This window comes from Nocardia sp. NPDC005746, from assembly GCF_040630785.1.
GTDB lineage: Bacteria > Actinomycetota > Actinomycetes > Mycobacteriales > Mycobacteriaceae > Nocardia.
This window is the reverse complement of the sequence record NZ_JBEXYE010000001.1, coordinates 815,642-837,440: the sequence shown is the minus strand read 5'-3', so window position 1 is coordinate 837,440 and position 21,799 is coordinate 815,642. Positions and strand designations below refer to the sequence as shown.

The window sequence follows — 21,799 nt, the reverse complement described above, 5'->3', positions numbered from 1 at the left end:
AGTGGAACGTGTTGACGCTACCGTTCCGTTGAGATGTCGACCACTGGGGAGGGTGGCGAAACCATGACGATTATCGAATCCCGCGACGACTGCCTGAGCGCATGACACCGCCCCTGGTTCGCCGAGACCTCCCGCATCCCCCGGGACGGGTGCCCCTCTTGGGCGATATCACCCATGTCGACCGCTATCGCCCCATTCAGAACGAAATGGCCCTGGCCGCATCGCTCGGTCCCATTTTCGAGCGGAGAGCGCTCGGCCTGCACTTCACCTACGTGACAGGTGCTCGCCTCGCGGCCCAGTGCTCGGATGAACAGCATTGGGAGCGCGCACTGTACGGGCCGGTGCTCGAGTTCCAACGGTTCATGCCGGACAGTCTGTTCGTGGTGGACAACGACAATCCGCTGTGGGGCCAGGCGCGCCGCATCTTCACTCCGGCCTTCGCGCAGAAGGCAATGCGCAGCTATCACCAGGCGATGCAGTCGGTCGCCGATGATCTCGTCGCGGAGTGGTCCGCCGGTGACGGCGTGATCGACACGCACTCGGCCATGACGCGGGCCGCGGGGGAAGTCATCGGGCGTGCCGGGTTCTCCAGGGAGCTCGGGCTTTTCCGCGATGCTCCCGACAGCGCCGATTCGCACGCGTTCATCGATTCTCTCTCGGACCTACTGCGCATGGCGTCGGACGCCGGCTTGGCATTGCCTGTCGTCGGCCCGATCCGGCGGCGGCTACTCGCAGCCAGGGTGCGCCGCAACAGCGCGGCGCTCCATCGCTTTTCCGACAGGATCATCACTGAACGACAAGCTCATCCGACCGATGACGAGGATCTGCTCAACCTCATGCTCACGGCCACCGACCCGGAAACCGGCCACCGGTTGCCGTTGGACAACGTCCGCGAGCAAGTGCTGACCTTCATGGCGGGCGGATACGAAACCACAGCCGCACTGCTCGAGTCGGTACTGCACTACATCGCAGCCGACCAAAAGCTCCAAGAACAGATCCGCACGGAAATTTCGGAACGCGGCGGGTTCGATTACAAGGCAGTAACCGGGATGCGCCTGATCCGGCATGTTCTCAACGAGTGTCTGAGATTATGGCCGCCGGCGCCCGGATACTTCCGGAGAGCCCGCACCGACCAGGATCTCGGCGGGTATCGAATCCCCGCCGGGCACATGGTTTTCGTCATCGCGCTCGCCGCGCACCGCGACAAAGACGTCTGGGGCGCTGACGCCGACGCCTTCGACCCGTATCGCTTCGAACCCGACCGTTTGCGCAGCCATCCCGACCGGTTCTTCGAACCGTGGGGCACCGGACCCCGCAGCTGCATCGGCCGCCAGTTCGCGCTACACGAAGCCACGCTGCTGGTCGCCCGCATTCTGTCCGCCTTCGAATTGAGCACCGACGGCACACCACTGGCCATGCGGGAACGTGGGACGCTGCGCCCCGAGCCATATCAGCTGAAGGTCGTACCCCGAGCCGACCGCTGAGGCGGGCGTCCCGCCCTCCCGATGCTGGGCCGCAACCGAATTCGGTTGCTGCCCAGCGTCGTTGCTACGAGATGCCGAATTCGTCTTCCAGCAGGTCCATCAGATTTTCGTCGCTCATGGCCATGATGTCCTCCGAGGGGGACGCATCCGGATCTTCGTTCGCCCGACCGGCGATTCGTGTCAGATTCACCAGTCTCGAGTAGAACTCGTCGGTCATCCGGTTGCCGTCGACCATATCCATGACCTCTTTTTCCAGGCGCGACAAAGAGTCCGAGGTATCGGTGTCGGCGAGTTGGGCGAGAATGTACGCGGTGACCGCATCGGGTGTCGGATAGTCGAAAACGAGCGTCGCGGGCAGCCGCAGCCCGGTGACGGCGTTCAATCGATTGCGCGCCTCGACGGCGGTCAGCGAATCGAAGCCCAGATCCCGGAAATTGCGGTCGGCATCGATGACCACATCGCTATCGTGCCCCAGCACGGCCGCGGCCTGGCTACGCACAGTGGCCAGGACCAGGGTCTTTCGGTCGGCGTCCGGCAGTCCCGCCAACCGCTGCCGCAGATCCACCGTGACTTCGGCGGCCCGGCGTACCTCCGGGAGCAAGCCCTCCAGCATCGGGGCGAGCGTCCCGGCACGCGCGCCGGCGACCAGTGCGGCCATGTCCACGCGGGCAGCGACCACACCCGAACGGTGTTCCGCCACAGCGGCGTCGAACAACGCCAAGCCCTGCTCGTCCGACATCGCCGCCATCCCGACGCGGCCCAGCCGTGTGGTGTCGGTGTCGCCGAGGTGTCCGGTCATCCCGGTGCCCTCGGCCCACAGGCCCCACGCGATCGACACCGCCGCTCGACCGTCGCCGCGGCGATGCTCGGCCAACCCGTCGAGGAACGCGTTCGCGGCCGCGTAGTTGCCCTGCCCCGCAGCGCCCAGCACACCGGCGACCGAGGAGTACAACACGAACAGCGGGAGATCCAGCTCGCGGGTCGACTCGTGCAGATGCCACGCCGCATCCGCCTTGGCCGCCAGCACCGCATCCACCTGTTCGGGGCGCAACGACACCACTACACCGTCGTCGAGCACACCGGCCGCGTGCACCACACCGGTCAGCGGCGCGTCCTCCGGAACCGCGGTCAGCAACCGCGCCACCGCCGCCCGATCGGACACATCACAGGCCAGCACCCGCACCCGCGCGCCCAGCTCGGACAGTTCCGTGACCAGCTCCGCCGCTCCCGGCGCTTCCGGACCGCGCCGGCTGGCCAGCACCAGCGACCGCACCCCGTACTGGGCCACCAGGTGCCGGGCGAGCATCGCTCCCAACCCTCCGGTGCCACCGGTCACCAACACCGTGCCCGCCGAAACCGCCGACACCACACCGGAATCCACACCATCCGGACCCGCCGGGAGGGTAAGGACGATCTTGCCGATGTGGCGCGCCTGACTGAAGTAACGGAACGCGTCGCGCGCACGCCGAATGTCGAAGGTCTTGACGGGCAGCGGAGTGATCACTTCGCTGTCGAACATCGCTTTGAGATCGACCAGCATCTCCGCGATCCGATCCGGCCCGGCATGCACCAGATCGAACGCACGATAGTGCACTCCCGGATAACGAGCGGCGATCTCTCCGCTGTCACGGATGTCGGTCTTGCCCATCTCCAGGAAACGACCGCCGCGCGGTAGCAGCCGTAGCGACGTATCGACGAATTCCCCTGCCAGCGAGTCCAGAACGACATCCACACCGCGGCCACCGGTAGCCGCCATGAACTGTTCTTCGAAGTGAAGCGACCGGGAATCCCCGATGTGCTGCTCGTCGTACCCCAGGGAACGCAAGGTGTCCCACTTGCCCTGGCTCGCGGTCCCGTACACCTCGATTCCCCAGTGCCGGGCCAACTGGGTAGCCGCCATGCCCACCCCGCCGGCCGCCGCATGCACCAGCAGAGTCTCGCCTGGCCGGACGCGACCCAGATCGCGAAGCCCGTAATAGGCGGTCAGGAAGACGATCGGAACGGTGGCCGCCTCGATGAACGACCACCCCTCGGGCATATGGATGATCAGTCTCTGATCCGTCACCTCGAATGGACCCAGACCGCCTTCGATCAATCCCATCACCCGGTCGCCGGGCGCGAAGCCGTCCACCCCCGGGCCGACCTCGACGACGACGCCCGCCGCTTCCATGCCCATCAGGGTGTTCTTCGAAGCCACTTCACCCAGGCAGATGAGAATGTCTCGGAAGTTCAGGCCACCGGCCCGCACCGCGATACGGACCTGCCCCGGCGCCAGAGGTTGATCAGCGGCACCGCATCGCTTCAGCTCGAGCCCGTCGATGGTGTCATTACCGGCTTCGAGGCGCCACGACATCGAGTCCGGCACAACCAGACCCGGCGAATCGGTGAGCCGGACCAGTCGAGCGGTATGCGGCGACCCGGAACGGATCATGACTTGAGGTTCACCGCAGGCCAGCGCCTCGGTCAGCATCGCCATCGGCATATCCACGGGGTGATCGGAGTCGACGAGCACGATCCTGCCCGGGTCCTCCGACTGCGCCGAACGCACCAGCCCCCACACCGCGGCACCAGCCAGATCAGCGATCTGCTCACCGGCACGCGCGACCGCCCCACTGGTCAACACCACCAATGTGCTTTCCGCGAATCGAGACTCACCCAGCCAGGCCTGCAACCCGGCCAGCACCTCACCGGTCGCCCGACGCACACGCCACGGCACATCCTCGGAGGTGTCGCCGATCTCGCGTCGGTCCAGCACCACCACCGGCGGCACCGACGCAGTATCGTCGCGCGTCCACGCCAAGAATTCCTCGATCGCGGTGAACACCCGAGACTCCGGCGTCTGCCCCGCACCCGGGATCGGAGTCTCCGCCGGTGTCCACTGCACCACGCACAACCGCTCCCGCGTGCTCGACGCGCCCAGCTGTCCCGGCGACACCGGCCGCGAGGTCAATGACCCAGCCGTCAGCACCGGCTGCCCAGCGGTGTCTGCGACCTCGATCGCCAACGCGCCGGTACCGGAATCAGTCGGCGAGATCCGCGCCCGAACTACTGACGCGCCGACCGCGTGCAGCGACACCTCCGACCACGCGAACGGCAACATCACCTCGCCACCGGCACCGGCCATCACCGCGGCATGCAGTACAGAATCCAACAACGCCGGATGCAGTCCGAACCCCGACGCATCACTCACCGAATCCGGCAGTGCGGCTTCGACGAACAACTCCTCACCACGACGCCACAACGACCGCAACCCCTGGAAGGTCGGACCGTAGTCATATCCGAGATCAGCCAACACCGGATACACATCGTCGGTCGCCTCAGCCACCGCGCCCGCAGGCGGCCACACCGCCAACGCCTCCGACACCGCACCGGCGGCAACCGAATTCGCGACATCAGCGTCCCGCTGCTCGAGCACCCCCTCGGCATGGGTAACCCAGCCGGCCTGCGGGCCCTCGGCGTCACGGGAGTACACCGCCACGCGTCGCGCACCCGACCCCTGCCCGTCGGGTCCGTCGACCACGACCTGAAGCTGCACCGCGGTCTCGGCAGTCAACACCAACGGAGTCATCAGCGTCAGGTCCCGCAGCACCGGGCACCCGGCTTCCGCCCCCGCCCGCATCGCCAATTCCACGAACCCGGTACCGGGGAACAACACCACCCCACCGACCGCGTGATCAGCAAGCCACGGCCGCGACGACAACGACAACCGGCCCGTCAGCACCACCGCACCTGTGTCCGCGGACATCATCACCGCACCCAGCAGCGGGTGCCCGGCCCCGGTCAACCCCAGCGACGCCACGTCAGCACTCCCGGCCGGCGGCAACCAGTAGCGGCGACGCTGGAACGCGTACGCGGGCAACTCGACCCGGCGACCGCCACCCTGACGTACCGCATCCCACGCCACATCGACACCCGACACCTCCAGGCGGGCCATCGAGCGCGTGAACGCGACCGCGCAATCCTCGCCACGCAGCAGCGAACCCACGATCACCGGGTCATGGCTGTCGGGATCGGCTGCCGCACAAATCTGTTCGACATCGACGGTCAGCAAGGGGTGCGGGCTCGCCTCGACGAACACCCCGTATCCATCCCGCTGCAATGCCCGCACCGCCTGCTCGAAACGCACCGTCTCCCGCAGATTGCGGAACCAGTACCGGGCATCCAATTCGGCGGGGTCCAGGACCGTGCCGGTGACGGTCGAATAGAACACGACCCCTGTCGGGCTCGTGGAACCTTGTGAGCGCGGACGGATTTCGGCGAGTGCGCCGAGGAGGCGATCGCGGACCTGTTCGACCTGAGGAGAATGCGAGGCATAATCCACCGCGATCCGGCGGGCACGCACCTCGAGTCGCTCACACTCGGTCAGGAACGACCCCATCTGCCCGACATCACCGGACACCACGGTCGATCCCGGGCCGTTGACCACGGCGACCGCCAACCCGTCGAACCCGCTGAGCAACTCCTCGACCCGCTCGACCACGAGCCCGACCGCCACCATCGCGCCCCGACCGGCCAGCACCGTCAACGCCGCCGACCTCAGGATCACGACCCGGGCCGCATCCTCGAGCGACAACACACCAGCCACATAAGCCGCGGCGATCTCTCCCTGCGAATGACCCACCACCGCATCAGGTTCCACACCAACCGAACGCCACAACGCCGCAAGCGACACCATCACCGCGAACAACACCGGCTGCACAATCTCGACCTGCTCGAGCCACCCCGCATCATCGGAACCGAGCACATCCAACAGCGACCACTCCACCAACGAGGAAAACACCCGATCACACTCGGCCATAGCCTGCGCGAACACCGGCGACGACACCAACAGCTCCCGGCCCATCCCCAGCCACTGCGCGCCCTGACCCGGGAAGATCAGCACCGTCTTACCGGGTTTGCCGGCGACCCCCGACACCACACCATCGCCTGGCAGCCCGCGTGCGACCGTGTCGAGCCCGCCCAGCAGCTGCGTCCGATCCAGGCCCACGATCACCGCTCGATGATCGAACCGCGAACGGCCCGAGAGGGTCGCGGCCACATCCGCCGCATCCGCATCCGGACGCTGCCCCAGATACGCCGACAACCGAGATGCCTGCCCTGCCAACCCGTCCCGGGTCCGTGCCGACACCACCCACACCAGCGGCACCGATTCATCGATCGGTGTCCGGGGTTGCGGTACCGGCTCGCTCACCGGAGCTTGTTCGAGGATGACGTGAGCATTGGTGCCACTGACACCGAAAGCCGACACCGCGGCCCGCCGCGGCCGATCGGCCTCCGGCCAGTCCTGTGCCCGACTCAGCAGCTCGGCGTGACCCGCCGTCCAATCCACGTGCGAGGATGGCGCATCCACGTGCAGGGTTCTGGGCAGCACCCCGTGGCGCAGGGCCTGCACCATCTTGATCACCCCGGCCACACCGGCAGCCGCCTGCGTGTGGCCGATATTCGACTTGATCGAACCCAACCGCACCGGTTCCGAATCGGTTTCACGCTGACCATAGGTCGCCAGCAATGCCTGCGCCTCAATCGGATCACCCAACCTGGTCCCCGTGCCGTGGGCCTCGACCACGTCGACCTCAGCGGCAGACACCCCGGCATTGGCCAATGCCCGCCGGATCACCCGCTGCTGGGAAGGCCCGTTCGGCGCACTGAAGCCATTGGACGCACCGTCCTGGTTGACCGCGCTGCCACGCACCACCGCCAACACCTGATGCCCGTTGCGCTCGGCATCGGACAGCCGTTCCAGCACAAGGACACCCGAGCCCTCACCGAACGCGGTCCCGTCGGCCGCCTCCGCGAAAGGCTTACACCGACCATCCGCCGCCAATGCCCGCTGCCGGGAGAACTCGACGAATGTCGCGGGTGTCGACATCACCGTCACCCCACCGGCCAACGCCAGCGAACACTCCCCCGTACGCAACGCAGTCACCGCCTGATGCAGGGCCACCAGACTCGACGAACACGCCGTATCCACCGACACCGCAGGACCTTCCAGACCCAGCACGTACGACACCCGACCCGACAGGACAGCGCCGGCTGATTCGGTCTGCGGGTAATCGTGGTACATCGCACCGACATACACGCCGGTGTCGCTGCCCCGCAACGTCTCCGGCCGGATCCCGGCATGCTCGAGCGCCTCCCACGCCGTCTCCAATATCAGCCGCTGTTGCGGGTCCATACCGACCGCCTCACGCGGACTGATCCCGAAGAATTCCGCGTCGAACTCCGCTGCGTCGTCAAGGAATCCGCCCTCATTCGCGTACGACTTACCCTCGACACCCGGCGCGGGATCGAACACCCCTTCCCAACCACGATCGGTCGGGAATGTCGAGATCACATCGCGACCGTCGACCACCAAGCGCCACAACTCCTCCGGCGAGGACACCCCACCCGGGAAACGGCAGCCCACCCCCACAATCGCCACCGGATCCGACGACGACCACGACACCACCGATGCCGATTCCGAGACCGCAGCGATATCGGCGCCGGTGAGCCGGCCAAGGATGTGCGCGGCGGCACGGTCGGGCGTCGGGTGGTCGAAAACCAGGGTCGCCGACAACCGTAACCCGGTGACCGCGTTCAACCGATTGCGGGCCTCGACCGCGGTCAGCGAATCGAAACCCAGATCCCGGAAACTACGGTCGGCATTCACGGCCGCACCACTATCGTGACCCAGCACAGCCGCGACCTCGCCACGAACAATGTCCAGGACCAGCGCTTGTTGTTCGGTCGGTGTCAGCCCGACCAGCCGCTGCCGCAGACCCACCGCACCTGCCGCACCCGATGGGCTGCGGCGAATTGTCGGCAGCATGCCCTCCAGCATCGGAGCAAGGACACCGGCACGGGAACGGGCCGCCAATGCGGCCGAATCGATGCGCGCCGCCACTACACCCGAACGAGGTTGCGCCACAGCGGCGTCGAACAACGCCAAACCCTGCTCGTCCGACATCACCGCCACCCCATCACGATTCAAACGCATGGTGTCGACATCACCGAGATGCCCGGTCATCCCGGTATCGGAAGCCCACAACCCCCACGCGATCGATGTCGCGACCAGCCCACTCGCACGCCGATGCTCGGCCAACCCATCGAGGAACGTATTCGCGGCCGCGTAGTTGCCCTGCCCCGCGGTGCCCAGCACGCCCGCAACCGAGGAGTACAACACGAACAACCGAAGATCCAGCTCACGGGTCAACTCGTGCAGGTGCCATGCCGCATCAGCCTTGGCCGCCAACACCGCGTCCATCCGATCCGGGTTCAACGACACCACCACACCGTCATCGAGCACACCCGCGGTGTGCACCACACCGCTCAACGGCGCGTCCTCAGGAACCGCGGCCAGCAACTTCACGACCTCATCGCGATCGGACACATCGCACGCCACGATCCGCACCCGGGCACCCAACCCGGTCAACTCCGCGACCAACTCCGCTGCCCCCGAAGCCGCAAGGCCACGGCGACTGGCCAACACCAACGACCGCACCCCGTACTCGGTAACAAGATGCCGCGCCAACATCGAACCCAGCCCACCGGTGCCACCGGTGACCACCACCGTGCCCGCAGACGCCACACCCGCATCCACACCGGGCTCCTCCGCCGGCAGCCGGACCAGTCGAGCGGTATGCGATACCCCGGAACGGATCATGACCTGAGGTTCACCACACGCCAACACCCCGGCCAAGTCCACTGCCGTTGCGGCGGTCGCGCTCCCGGACACGACGCCCACGGAAACACCGTCTGGGAGATCGGTGTCCACAAGCACGACCCGGCCCGGATCCTCCGTTTGCGCCGAACGCACCAGACCCCACACCGCGGCACCAGCCAGATCAGCGACCGGCTCACCCGCACACGCGACCGCCCCACTGGTCAACACCACCAATGTGCTTTCCGCGAATCGCGACTCACCCAGCCAGGCCTGCAACCCGGCCAGCACCTCACCGGTCGCCCGACGCACACGCCACGGCACATCCTCGGAGGTGTCGCCGATCTCGCGTCGGTCCAGCACCACCACCGGCGGCACCGACGCAGTATCGTCGCGCGTCCACGCCAAGAATTCCTCGATCGCGGTGAACACCCGAGACTCCGGCTCCGACCCCGCACCCGGGATCGGAATCTCCGCCGGTGTCCACTGCACCACGCACAACCGCTCCCGCGTGCTCGACGCGCCCAGCTGTCCCGGCGACACCGGCCGCAAAGTCAACGACCCGACCGCCAACACCAGATGCCCGGAAAGGTCGGCGACCTCGACCGCGACCGCACCGACACCGGTCGGTGAGATCCGCGCCCGCACCGCAGACGCACCGACCGCATACAAGGCCGTCTCCGACCATGCGAACGGCAACACCACCTCGACACCAGCACCGGAATCGATTGCCACCACAGCCATCACCGTGGCATGCAGCACAGAATCCAACAGCGCCGGATGCAGTCCGTACCCCGACGCATCACTCACCGAATCCGGCAGTGCGGCTTCGACGAACAACTCCTCACCACGCCGCCACAACGACCGCAACCCCTGGAACGCCGGACCGTAGCCGTACCCGAGATCGCCGAGCCTGCCGTAGAGGTCCTCCACGCCCACACGCACCGCGCCCGCAGGCGGCCACACCGCCAAGCCCTCCGACACCGCTCCGGCGGCAACCGAATTCGCGACATCAGCGTCCTGCCGCTCGAGCACCCCCTCGGCATGGGTAACCCAGCCGGCCTGCGGGTCCTCGGCGTCACGGGAGTACACCACCACGCGTCGCGCACCCAACCCCTGCCCGTCGGGTCCGTCGACCACGACCTGAAGCTGCACCGCGGTCTCGGCAGTCAACACCAACGGCGTCATCAGCGTCAGGTCCCGCAGGACCGGACACCCGATCTCTTCGCCCGCCCGCATGGCCAACTCCACGAAACCGGTGCCCGGGAGCAATACCGTTCCACCGACCGCGTGATCGGAAAGCCATGGCTGCGACGACAACGACAGTCGACCCGTCAGCACCACCGCACCCGAGTCCGCGGACATCATCACCGCACCCAGCAGCGGGTGCCCGGCACCAGCCAATCCCAGCGACGCCGCGTCACTGTTCCCGGTCGAGTTCAACCAGTAGCGTCGACGCTGGAACGCGTACGTGGGCAACTCGATTCGACGACCACGAGCCTGAAGCAAAGCATCCCATGCCACATCGACACCCGACACCTCCAACCGGGCCATCGAGCGCGTGAACGCGACCGCGCAATCCTCGCCACGCAGCAACGAACCCACGATCACCGGATCATGGGCGTTCGAGGGTGTGCCGTTGCCGGGATCGGCTGCGGCACAGATCTGTTCGACATCGACGGTCAACAGCGGGTGCGGGCTCGCCTCGATGAACACGCCGTATCCGTCGCGGCGCAATGCCCGCACGGCCTGCTCGAAGCTCACCGTCGCCCGCAGATTGCGGAACCAGTAGTCCGCGTCCAGCCCGGCAGGATCCAGGACCGTGCCGGTGACAGTCGAATAGAACACCACCCCCGTCGGGCTCGTGGAACCTTGTGAGCGCGGACGGATTTCGGCGAGCGCGCCGAGCAGCTGCTCGCGAAGCTGTTCGACCTGAGGAGAATGCGAGGCATAATCCACCGCGATCCGGCGGGCACGCACCTCGAGTCGCTCACACTCGGCCAGGAACGACCCCATCTGCCCGACATCACCGGACACCACTGTCGATCCCGGGCCGTTGACCACGGCGACCGCCAAACAGTCGAACCCGCTGAGCAGCTCCTCGACCCGATCCCGAGGCGCGTACACCGCCACCATCGCGCCTTGACCCGCGAGCGCCGTCAACGCCGCCGACCTCAGGATCACGACCCGGGCCGCATCCTCGAGCGACAACACACCAGCCACATAGGCCGCGGCGATCTCGCCCTGCGAATGACCCACCACCGCATCAGGTTCCACACCGACCGAACGCCACAGCTGCGCCAACGACACCATCACCGCGAACAACACCGGCTGCACAATCTCGACCTGCTCGAGCCACCCCGCATCATCGGAAGCGACCACAGCCAACAGCGACCACTCCACCAACGAGGAAAACACCCGATCACACTCGGCCATAGCCTGCGCGAACACCGGCGACGACGCCAGCAACTCCCGGCCCATCCCCAGCCACTGCGCCCCCTGACCCGGAAACACCAACACCGTCTTGGCTTGTGCGCGTGCGGTCCCCGACACCACACCATCGTCTGGCAGCCCGCGAGCCACCGCGTCCAAGCCCGCCAGCAACGCCGCATGGCCCCTGCCCGTGACCACCGCACGATGATCGAACCGCGAACGTCGCGACAGGGTCGCCGCCACATCCACCGCATCAGTATCCGGACGCTCGAGCAGGTGCCGCGACAACCGATCCGCCTGCCCCGCAAGCGCTTCCGGTGCCGGACCGGACAACACCCACGCCACCGGCGCTGACCCGTCCGACGGTGTCGGTGGCTGCGGTGCCGGCTCGCTCACCGGAGCTTCTTCGAGGATGACGTGAGCATTGGTGCCACTGATGCCGAAAGCCGACACCGCCGCTCGCCGCGGCCGATCGGCCGCCGGCCAGTTCTGTGCCCGACTCAGCAGCTCGGCGTGACCCGCCGTCCAATCCACCTGTGAGGACGGCGCATCCACGTGAAGAGTCCTGGGCAGCACCCCATAGCGCAAGGCCTGCACCATCTTGATCACCCCGGCCACACCCGCCGCCGCCTGCGTGTGCCCGATATTCGACTTGACCGAACCCAACCACACCGGCCGGTCCGCCGGACGGCCCTGACCGTAGGTCGCCAGCAGCGCCTGCGCCTCGATCGGATCACCCAACCTGGTGCCGGTGCCATGGGCTTCGACCACGTCGACCTCGGCCGCCGGCACCCCCGCATCGGCCAACGCCCGCCGGATCACCCGCTGCTGGGAAGGTCCGTTCGGGGCACTGAAACCGTTGGAGGCGCCATCCTGATTGACCGCGCTGCCACGCACCACCGCCAGCACCTGATGTCCGTTGCGCTGGGCATCCGACAGCCGCTCCAGTACCAGCACACCCGAACCCTCACCGAACGCGGTCCCGTCAGCGGCCTCCGAAAACGGCTTACACCGACCATCCGCAGCCAACCCCCGCTGCCGAGAGAACTCGACGAACGTCGCGGGCGTGGCCATCACCGTCACCCCACCGGCCAGCGCCAGCGAGCATTCTCCCGCGCGCAAAGCCGCCACCGCCTGATGCAGGGCCACCAGACTCGACGAACACGCCGTATCCACCGACACCGCAGGACCTTCCAGACCCAGCACATACGACACCCGACCCGACAGGACAGCACCGGCTACTTCGCTGTGCGGGTAATCGTGATACATCGCACCGACATACACGCCGGTGTCGCTGCCCCGCAACGTCAACGGGTCGATGCCCGCTGATTCCAGTGCCTCCCAGGAAGTTTCCAGCAGTACTCGCTGCTGCGGGTCCATCGTGATCGCCTCGCGCGGACTGATTCCGAAGAACCCGGCATCGAACTCGCCCGCGTCGTAAAGGAACCCGCCCTGGTTCGTGTACGACTTACCCGCGGTACCGAGCACCGGATCGAACACCCCGTCCCAGCCACGATCGGTCGGGAACGTCGAGATCACATCACGCCCGTCGACCACCAAGCGCCACAACTCCTCCGGCGAGGACACCCCACCAGGGAAACGGCAGCCCACCCCCACAATCGCTACCGGCTCCGACGACGACACCACCGAGGCGGATTCCGGGACCTCAGCGATATCGGCGCCGGTGAGCCGGCCAAGGATGTGTGTAGCGACACTGTCGGGCGTCGGATAATCGAAAACCAGGGTCACGGGCAACCGCAACCCGGTGACCGCGTTCAACCGATTGCGCGCCTCGACCGCGGTCAGAGAATCGAAACCCAGGTCCCGGAAACTACGGTCAGCGGCTACGGCCGCACCACTATCGTGACCCAGCACAGCCGCGACCTGACCGCGAACAGTGTCCAGCACCAGCGCCTTTCGCTCGGTCGGTGTCAGCCCGACCAGCCGCTGCCGCAGACCCACCGCACCTGCCGCACCCGATGGGCTGCGGCGAATTGTCGGCAGCATGCCCTCCAGCATCGGAGCAAGGACACCGGCACGGGAACGGGCCGCCAATGCGGCCGAATCGATGCGCGCCGCCACTACACCCGAACGAGGTTGGACGAGTGCGGCGTCGAACAACGCCAAGCCCTGCTCGTCCGACATCGCCGCCACCCCGACGCGGCCCAGCCGTGTGGTGTCGGTGTCGCCGAGGTGACCGGTCATACCGGTATCGGAAGCCCACAACCCCCACGCGATCGATGTCGCGACCAGCCCGCTCACACGGCGATGCTCGGCCAACCCGTCGAGGAATGCGTTCGCGGCCGCGTAATTGCCCTGCCCCGCGGTGCCCAGCACACCCGCGACCGACGAATACAACACGAACAACCCCAGATCCAGCTCACGGGTCAACTCGTGCAGATGCCACGCCGCATCCGTCTTGGCCGCCAACACCGCGTCTACTTGTTCGGGGCGCAACGACACCACGACACCGTCGTCGAGCACGCCTGCGGTGTGCACCACACCGCTCAACGGTGCGTCCTGAGGAACCGCGGCCAGCAACTTCACGACCTCATCGCGCTGGGACACATCGCACGCCACGATCCGCACCCGGGCACCCAACCCGGTCAACTCCGCGACCAACTCCGCTGCACCCGGCGCTGCCGGGCCGCGCCGACTGGCCAACACCAACGACCGCACCCCGTACTCGGTCACCAGATGCCGCGCCAACATCGATCCCAGCCCACCGGTGCCCCCGGTGATCAGCACCGTGCCCTCCGACACCACACCCGAATCCACGCCAGTGTCTTGCACCGGGAGCCGGACCAATCGAGCGGTATGCGACACCCCGGAACGGATCATGACCTGAGGCTCACCACACGCCAACACCCCGGCCAAGTCCACTGCCGTTGCGGCAGTGTCGGTGTCGAGCAGGACGATCCGGCCCGGATCCTCCGTTTGCGCCGAACGCACCAGACCCCACACCGCCGCACCAGCCAGATCATCGACCGGCTCACCCGCAGATGCGACCGCCCCACAGGTCAACACCACCAATGTGCTCGCGGCGAACCGCGACTCACCCAGCCAGGCCTGCAACCCGGCCAGCACCTCACCGGTCGCCCGACGCACACGCCACGGCACATCCCCGGCAGCGTCGATCTCGCGCCGGTCCAGCACCACAACCGGCGGCACCGACACACCCTCGTCGCGCGTCCACGCCAAGAATTCCTCGATCGTGGTGAACACCCGAGACTCCGGCTCCGACCCCAGAATCGAAGTCTCCGTCGGTGTCCACTGCACCACACACAACCGCTCCCGCGTGCTCGACGCACGCAATTGCCCCGGCAACACCGGCCGCAAAGTCAACGACCCGACTGTCAGCACCGGCTGCCCGGCGGTGTCGGCGACCTCGATCGCGACCGCACCCGTACCGGATTCGATCGGGTGGATCCGGGCCCGCACCACCGACGCGCCGCCCGTATGCGGCGACACCTCCGACCACGCGAACGGCAACATCACGCCACCGGAATGGGAATCGGAAGGCATCACCACGCCATGCAGCACAGAATCCAACAGCGCCGGATGCAGTCCGTACCCCGACGCATCACTCACCGAATCCGGCAGTGCGGCTTCGACGAACAACTCCTCACCACGACGCCACAACGACCGCAACCCCTGGAAGGTCGGACCGTAGTCATATCCGAGATCAGCCAGCACCGGATACACATCGTCCACCGGCACTGCGCCACTCGGCGGCCACACCGCCAAGCCCTCCGACACCGCTCCGGCGGCAACCGAATTCGCGACATCAGCGTCCCGCCGCTGGAGTACTCCCTCGGCATGCGTGACCCACGCGGCCTGCGGGTCCTCGGCGTCACGGGAGTACATCACCACCCGCCGCACTCCCTGCCCCTGCCCGTCGGGCCGGTCGACCACGACCTGAAGCTGCACCGCGGTCTCGGCGGCCAACACCAACGGAGTCGTCAGTGTCAGGTCCCGCAGCACCGGGCATCCGGCTTCCGCCCCCGCCCGCATCGCCAACTCCACGAACCCGGTGCCGGGGAACAACACCACGCCACCGACCGCGTGATCGGAAAGCCATGGCTGCGACGACAACGACAGTCGACCCGTCAGCACCACCGCACCTGTGTCCGCGGACATCATCACCGCACCCAGCAGCGGGTGCCCGGCCCCGGTCAACCCCAGCGACGCCGCGTCACCGTTACCGGTCGGGGTCTTCCAGTAGTGTCGACGCTGGAACGCGTACGTGGGCAAGTCGATTCGACGACCACGATCCTGACGCAGTGCATTCCACTCCACATCCACACCTGCCACCTCCAGGCGGGCCATGGAGCGCGTGAACGCGACCGCGCAATCCTCGCCACGCAGCAACGAACCCACGATCACCGGGTCATGGACGTTCGGGAGCATGGTGCTGCCGGGATCGGCTGCGGCACAGATCTGTTCGATATCGACGGTCAGCAAGGGGTGCGGGCTCGCCTCGACGAACACGCTGTATCCGTCGCGGTGCAATGCCCGCACCGCCTGCTCGAAACGCACCGTCTCCCGCAGATTGCGGAACCAGTACTCGGCATCCAATTCGCTCGGGTCCAGGACCGTGCCGGTGACGGTCGAATAGAACGCCACCTCCGACGCACCCCTCGAACGCGTGGAACCTGATGTACGCGGCTGGATTTCGGTGAGCGCGCCGAGCAGCTGCTCGCGAAGCTGTTCGACCTGAGGAGAATGCGAGGCATAATCCACCGCGATCCGGCGGGCACGCACCTCGAGTCGCTCACACTCGGCCAGGAACGACCCCATCTGCCCGACATCACCGGACACCACGGTCGATCCCGGGCCATTGACCACAGCCACCGCCAAACGGTCGAACCGCTCGAGCAGCCGCTCGACCTGCTCGACCGCGAGCCCGACCGCCGCCATCGCGCCCTGACCCGCCAACACCGTCAACGCCGCCGACCTCAGAATCACGACCCGAGCCGCATCCTCGAGCGACAACACACCCGCCACATAAGCCGCCGCGATCTCTCCCTGCGAATGACCCACCACCGCATCAGGTTCCACACCAACCGAACGCCACAGCTGCGCCAACGACACCATCACCGCGAACAACACCGGCTGTACCACGTCGACGCACTCCAGCGAGGGCGCGCCGTCACCACCGTCGAGCACCTCGAGCAGCGACCAGTCCACCAACGTGGAGAACACGCGATCACACTCGGTCATGGACTGCGCGAACACCGGTGAGGACGCCAGCAGCTCCCGGCCCATCCCCAGCCACTGCGCGCCCTGACCCGGGAACACCAACACCGTCTTGGCTTGTGCGCGTGCGGTCCCCGACACCACCGCACCAGCGCCCGCGGGCAGCCCTTGCGCCACCGCGTCCAGCCCGCCCAGCAGCTGCGCCCGATCCAGGCCCACGATCACCGCTCGATGATCGAACCGCGAACGGCCCGACAGGGTCGCGGCCACATCCACCGCGTCCACGTCCGGGCACTGGCCCAGATGGGTCGACAGCCGAGCCGCCTGCTCCGCCAATCCATCCCGGGTCCGTGCCGACAACACCCACGCCACCGGTGCCGACCCGTCGGTCGGTGTCGGTGGCTGCGGCGCCGACTCGCTCACCGGAGCTTCTTCTAGGATGACGTGAGCATTGGTGCCACTGATGCCGAAAGCCGACACCGCCGCTCGCCGCGGACGCTCGGTCTCCGGCCAGTCCTGTGCCCGGCTCAGCAGCTCGGCGTGGCCCGCCGTCCAATCCACCTGTGAGGATGGCGCGTCCACGTGCAGGGTCCTGGGCAGCACCCCATAGCGCAAGGCCTGCACCATCTTGATCACCCCGGCCACACCGGCAGCCGCCTGCGTGTGCCCGATATTCGACTTGACCGAACCCAACCACACCGGCTCCAGATCGCGATCACGCTGACCGTAAGTCGCCAGCAACGCCTGCGCCTCGATCGGATCACCCAACCTGGTCCCCGTACCGTGCGCCTCCACCACATCGACCTCGGCCGCCGACAACCCGGCATCGGCCAACGCGCGCCGGATCACTCGCTGCTGCGAAGGCCCGTTCGGCGCGGTCAACCCATTGGACGCACCGTCCTGATTGACCGCGCTGCCACGCACCACCGCCAGCACCTGATGCCCGTTGCGCCGCGCATCCGACAGCCGCTCCAGTACCAGCACACCCGAACCCTCACCCCACGCCGTCCCATCCGCGGCCTCCGCGAACGGTTTACACCGGCCATCCGCAGCCAACCCCCGCTGCCGAGAGAACTCCACGAACATCGACGGAGTGGACATCACCGTCACCGCACCGGCCAGCGCCAGCGAACACTCCCCCGCGCGCAATGCCGCCACCGCCTGATGCAACGCCACCAGGCCCCCCGAGCACGCCGTATCCACGGATACCGCAGGCCCTTCCAACCCCAGCACGTACGACACCCGGCCCGACACCACGCTCGCCGTACCGCCGGTGAAGTCGCCATCGCCGACCCCGTCCCCGTAGCCCTGGTCGATCACCCCGATGTACACGCCGGTGTCGCTGCCCCGCAACGTCTCCGGCCGGATCGCGGCATGCTCGAGCGCCTCCCACGCCGTCTCCAGCATGATCCGCTGCTGCGGGTCCATCCCGACCGCCTCACGCGGACTGATCCCGAAGAACCCGGCGTCGAACTCCGCTGCTTCGTACAGGAATCCGCCCTCATTCGTGTACGACTTACCCGCCGCACCCGGCACCGGATCGAACACCCCGTCCCAGCCGCGGTCGGTCGGGAATCCCGAAATCACATCACGCCCGTCGACCACCAACCGCCACAGCTCTTCCGCGGAAGACACCCCACCCGGAAAACGACAGCCCACCCCCACAATCGCCACCGGATCCGACGACGACCACGACACCACCGATGCCGATTCCGAAGCCGCGGCGATATCGGCGCCGGTGAGCTGGGAAAGGATGTGGGCGGCCACCGCATCCGGCGTCGGATGATCGAAGACGAGGGACGCGGGCAACCGCAACCCGGTGACCGTGTTCAACCGCTCCCGTGCCTCGACCCCGGTCAACGAATCGAAGCCCAGATCCCGGAAGTTGCGGCCGCCATCGATAGCCGTGCCACCGTCGTGGCCCAGCACGGCCGCGACCTGGCCGCGAACAGTGTCCCGGACCAATGCCTCCCGCTCGGCGGACGTCAATCCCGCCAACCGCTGTCGCAAACTCACCACAACGTCCGGGACGGGACGGACCACCGAATGCCCGGCCTCCGCCGGCCCCGCAACAGCGGCCCCCGAAGAGCTCAACCAATATCGGCGACGCTGGAACGCGTAACCCGGCAACTCCACACGCCGCCCGCGACCCCCGAACACCGCATCCCACACCACACCCACACCCGACACTTCCAAGCGGGCCACCGAGCGGGTGAAAGTGAGAGCACTGTCCTGGTCGCGCTGCAGCGATCCCACGATCACCGGGTCATGGCTGTCGGGATCAGCTGCCGCACAGATCTGTTCGACATCGACGGTCAGCAAGGGGTGCGGGCTCGCCTCGACGAACACGCTGTATCCGTCGCGGTGCAATGCCCGCACCGCCTGCTCGAAACGCACCGTCTCCCGCAGATTGCGGAACCAGTACTCGGCATCCAATTCGCTCGGGTCCAGGACCGTGCCGGTGACAGTCGAATAGAACGCCACCCGCGGCGAAGCCTTCTCGAGTGAAGCAGTCCGGTCTGTGGTGAGCGCCTGCATCAAGTGCTCGCGGACCTGGTCGACCTGGGGAGAATGCGAGGCATAATCCACCGCGATCCGGCGGGCACGCACCTCGAGTCGCTCACACTCGGTCAGGAACAACTCGATCTGCCCGACATCACCGGACACCACGGTCGATCCCGGGCCGTTGACCACAGCCACCGCCAAACCGGCGAACCCGCCGAGCAGCTCCTCGACCCGATCCCGAGGCGCGAACACCGACACCATCGCGCCTTGACCCGCGAGCGCCGTCAACGCCGCCGAACGCAGGATCACGACCCGAGCGGCATCCTCGAGCGACAACACACCAGCCACATAAGCCGCCGCGATCTCACCCTGCGAATGACCCACCACCGCATCAGGTTCCACACCAACCGAACGCCACAACGCCGCAAGCGACACCATCACCGCGAACAACACCGGCTGCACGATCTCGACCTGCTCGAGCCACCCCGCATCATCGGAAGCGACCACATCCAACAGCGACCACTCCACCAACGAGGAAAACACCCGATCACACTCGGCCATAGCCTGCGCGAACACCGGCGACGACACCAACAGCTCCCGGCCCATCCCCAGCCACTGCGCCCCCTGACCCGGAAACACCAACACTGTCTTACCTTGTGCGCGTGCGGTCCCCGACACCACACCTTCGGCGGGTAGCCCTTGGGTCACCGCCGCCAAGCCCGCCAGCAGCGCCGCCCGGTCCGCGCCCGTGACCACCGCACGCTGCTCGAACCGCGACCGACGCGCCAGCGTCGCCGCCACATCCACCGGATCCACATCCGGACGCTCGCGCAGGTGCCACGACAACCGATCCGCCTGCCCCGCAAGCGCTTCCGGTGTCCGGCCCGACAACACCCACGCCACCGGCCCGTCCACACCGCCATCGGCCACCGGTTCGGTCACCGATTCCGGAGCCTGCTCGAGGATGACGTGGGCATTGGTGCCACTGACACCGAACCCCGACACCGCGGCACGACGCGGCCGATCGACCGTCGGCCAGTCGCGTTGCTCGGTGAGCAGCTCCACCCGCCCGGCAGTCCAGTCCACCCGCGTGGACGGCATATCCACGTTCAGCGTCTTGGGCAGGATTCCGCGGCGCAACGCCTGCACCATCTTGATCACGCCGGCCACGCCGGCAGCCGCCTGCGTGTGCCCGATGTTCGATTTGACCGAACCCAGCCACACCGGCAGATCCGCCGGCCGGTCCTGCCCGTAGGTGGCCAGCAACGCGTGCGCCTCGATCGGATCGCCCACCCTGGTGCCGGTGCCGTGGGCCTCGACCACGTCGACCTCGGCCGCGGACACCCCGGCATTGGCCAATGCCCGCCGGATCACCCGCTGCTGGGAGCGACCATTCGGCGCGGTCAACCCGGTCGACGCCCCGTCCTGATTGACCGCGCTACCCCGCACCACCGCCAGCACCCGATGCCCGTTGCGCTGGGCGTCGGACAACCGTTCCAGCACAAGGACACCCGAGCCCTCGCCCCATGCCGTCCCGTCGGCCGCGTCGGCGAACGGCTTGGCCCGGCCATCGACCGCGAGCCCTCGCTGCCGGGAGAACTCGACGAACGTCGCGGGTGTCGACATCACGGTCACCCCACCGGCCAGCGCCAGCGAACACTCCCCCGACCGCAACGCCTGGACCGCCAGATGCAGCGCCACCAACGAGGACGAGGCAGACGTGTCCACCGAAATCGCCGGGCCCTCCAACCCCAGCACGTACGACACCCGACCTGACACCACACTGGTCGAGCCGCCCGTCAATTGATAGCCCTCGACGTCGACCGGAACCTGCCCGCCCGCCCCGACCCCGTAGTCGTTGTGCATCACCCCGCAGAACACCCCGGTGTCGCTGCCGCGCAGGGCCGACGGGTCGAACCCCGCGGATTCCAATGCGTCCCAGGCTGTTTCCAGCAGTACCCGCTGCTGAGGGTCCATCGCCAGCGCCTCGCGCGGACTGATCCCGAAGAACTCGGCGTCGAACTCGGACGAGCGATGGAGGAATCCACCCACCCGCACATAGGACTTGCCCGGCACACCCGGCTCCGGGTTGTACAGATGGTCCAGATCCCAGCCACGGTCGGACGGAAAATCCGATAGCCCGTCACGACCGTCGATGACCAGCTGCCACAGGTCTTCGGATGACTCCACCCCGCCCGGGAACCGGCAACCTATACCCACAATCGCGATCGGCTGTGTCGGCTCAGTCTCATTGCCGAGAATCCCAGCGTGCCCTTTATACGGTTGAGTCATACCAATCCCCTATGCAACTCGGATGAAGTTGTGTTGCGATGAGTTGTCGTACGGATCCGTCGGAATAACCCGCGAAATCATCGTGACGCGCGTCAGCAACACGATGCTCTGACGTGTTGCGCGCTAGACCAACTGACGAACTGTCCACACTTCGCGCCCCGCAGTCGTCACCAAAGATCGACACTGCTGTCGAAATTATGGGCGCAGGCATCAAGTTTCTGAAACGCCGCGATCGCCGACATATGAC

General features: G+C 67.1%; 2 protein-coding genes. One reads left to right on the top strand and one right to left on the bottom strand.

The window, feature by feature from the left end:
• Positions 1 to 101: 101 nt before the first annotated feature.
• On the top strand, positions 102 to 1,484 hold the full coding sequence (locus ABZ412_RS03740) for a cytochrome P450 (protein WP_357275838.1): 1,383 nt from the start codon (positions 102 to 104) through the stop codon (positions 1,482 to 1,484).
• Positions 1,485 to 1,548: 64 nt separating this feature from the next.
• Here ABZ412_RS03740 and ABZ412_RS03735 read toward each other — a convergent pair whose 3' ends face one another.
• Positions 1,549 to 21,552 (bottom strand): SDR family NAD(P)-dependent oxidoreductase, encoded by a 20,004-nt coding sequence (locus ABZ412_RS03735; protein ID WP_357275835.1) that lies wholly within the window; start codon positions 21,550 to 21,552, stop codon positions 1,549 to 1,551.
• Between the last annotated feature and the right edge of the window lie 247 nt (positions 21,553 to 21,799).

Excerpts from the sequence above, each read along its gene's own strand:
- ABZ412_RS03740 (WP_357275838.1), top strand. The coding sequence starts at position 102 with ATGACACCGCCCCTGGTTCGCCGAGACCTCCCGCATCCCCCGGGACGG.
- ABZ412_RS03735 (WP_357275835.1), bottom strand. The coding sequence starts at position 21,552 with ATGACTCAACCGTATAAAGGGCACGCTGGGATTCTCGGCAATGAGACT.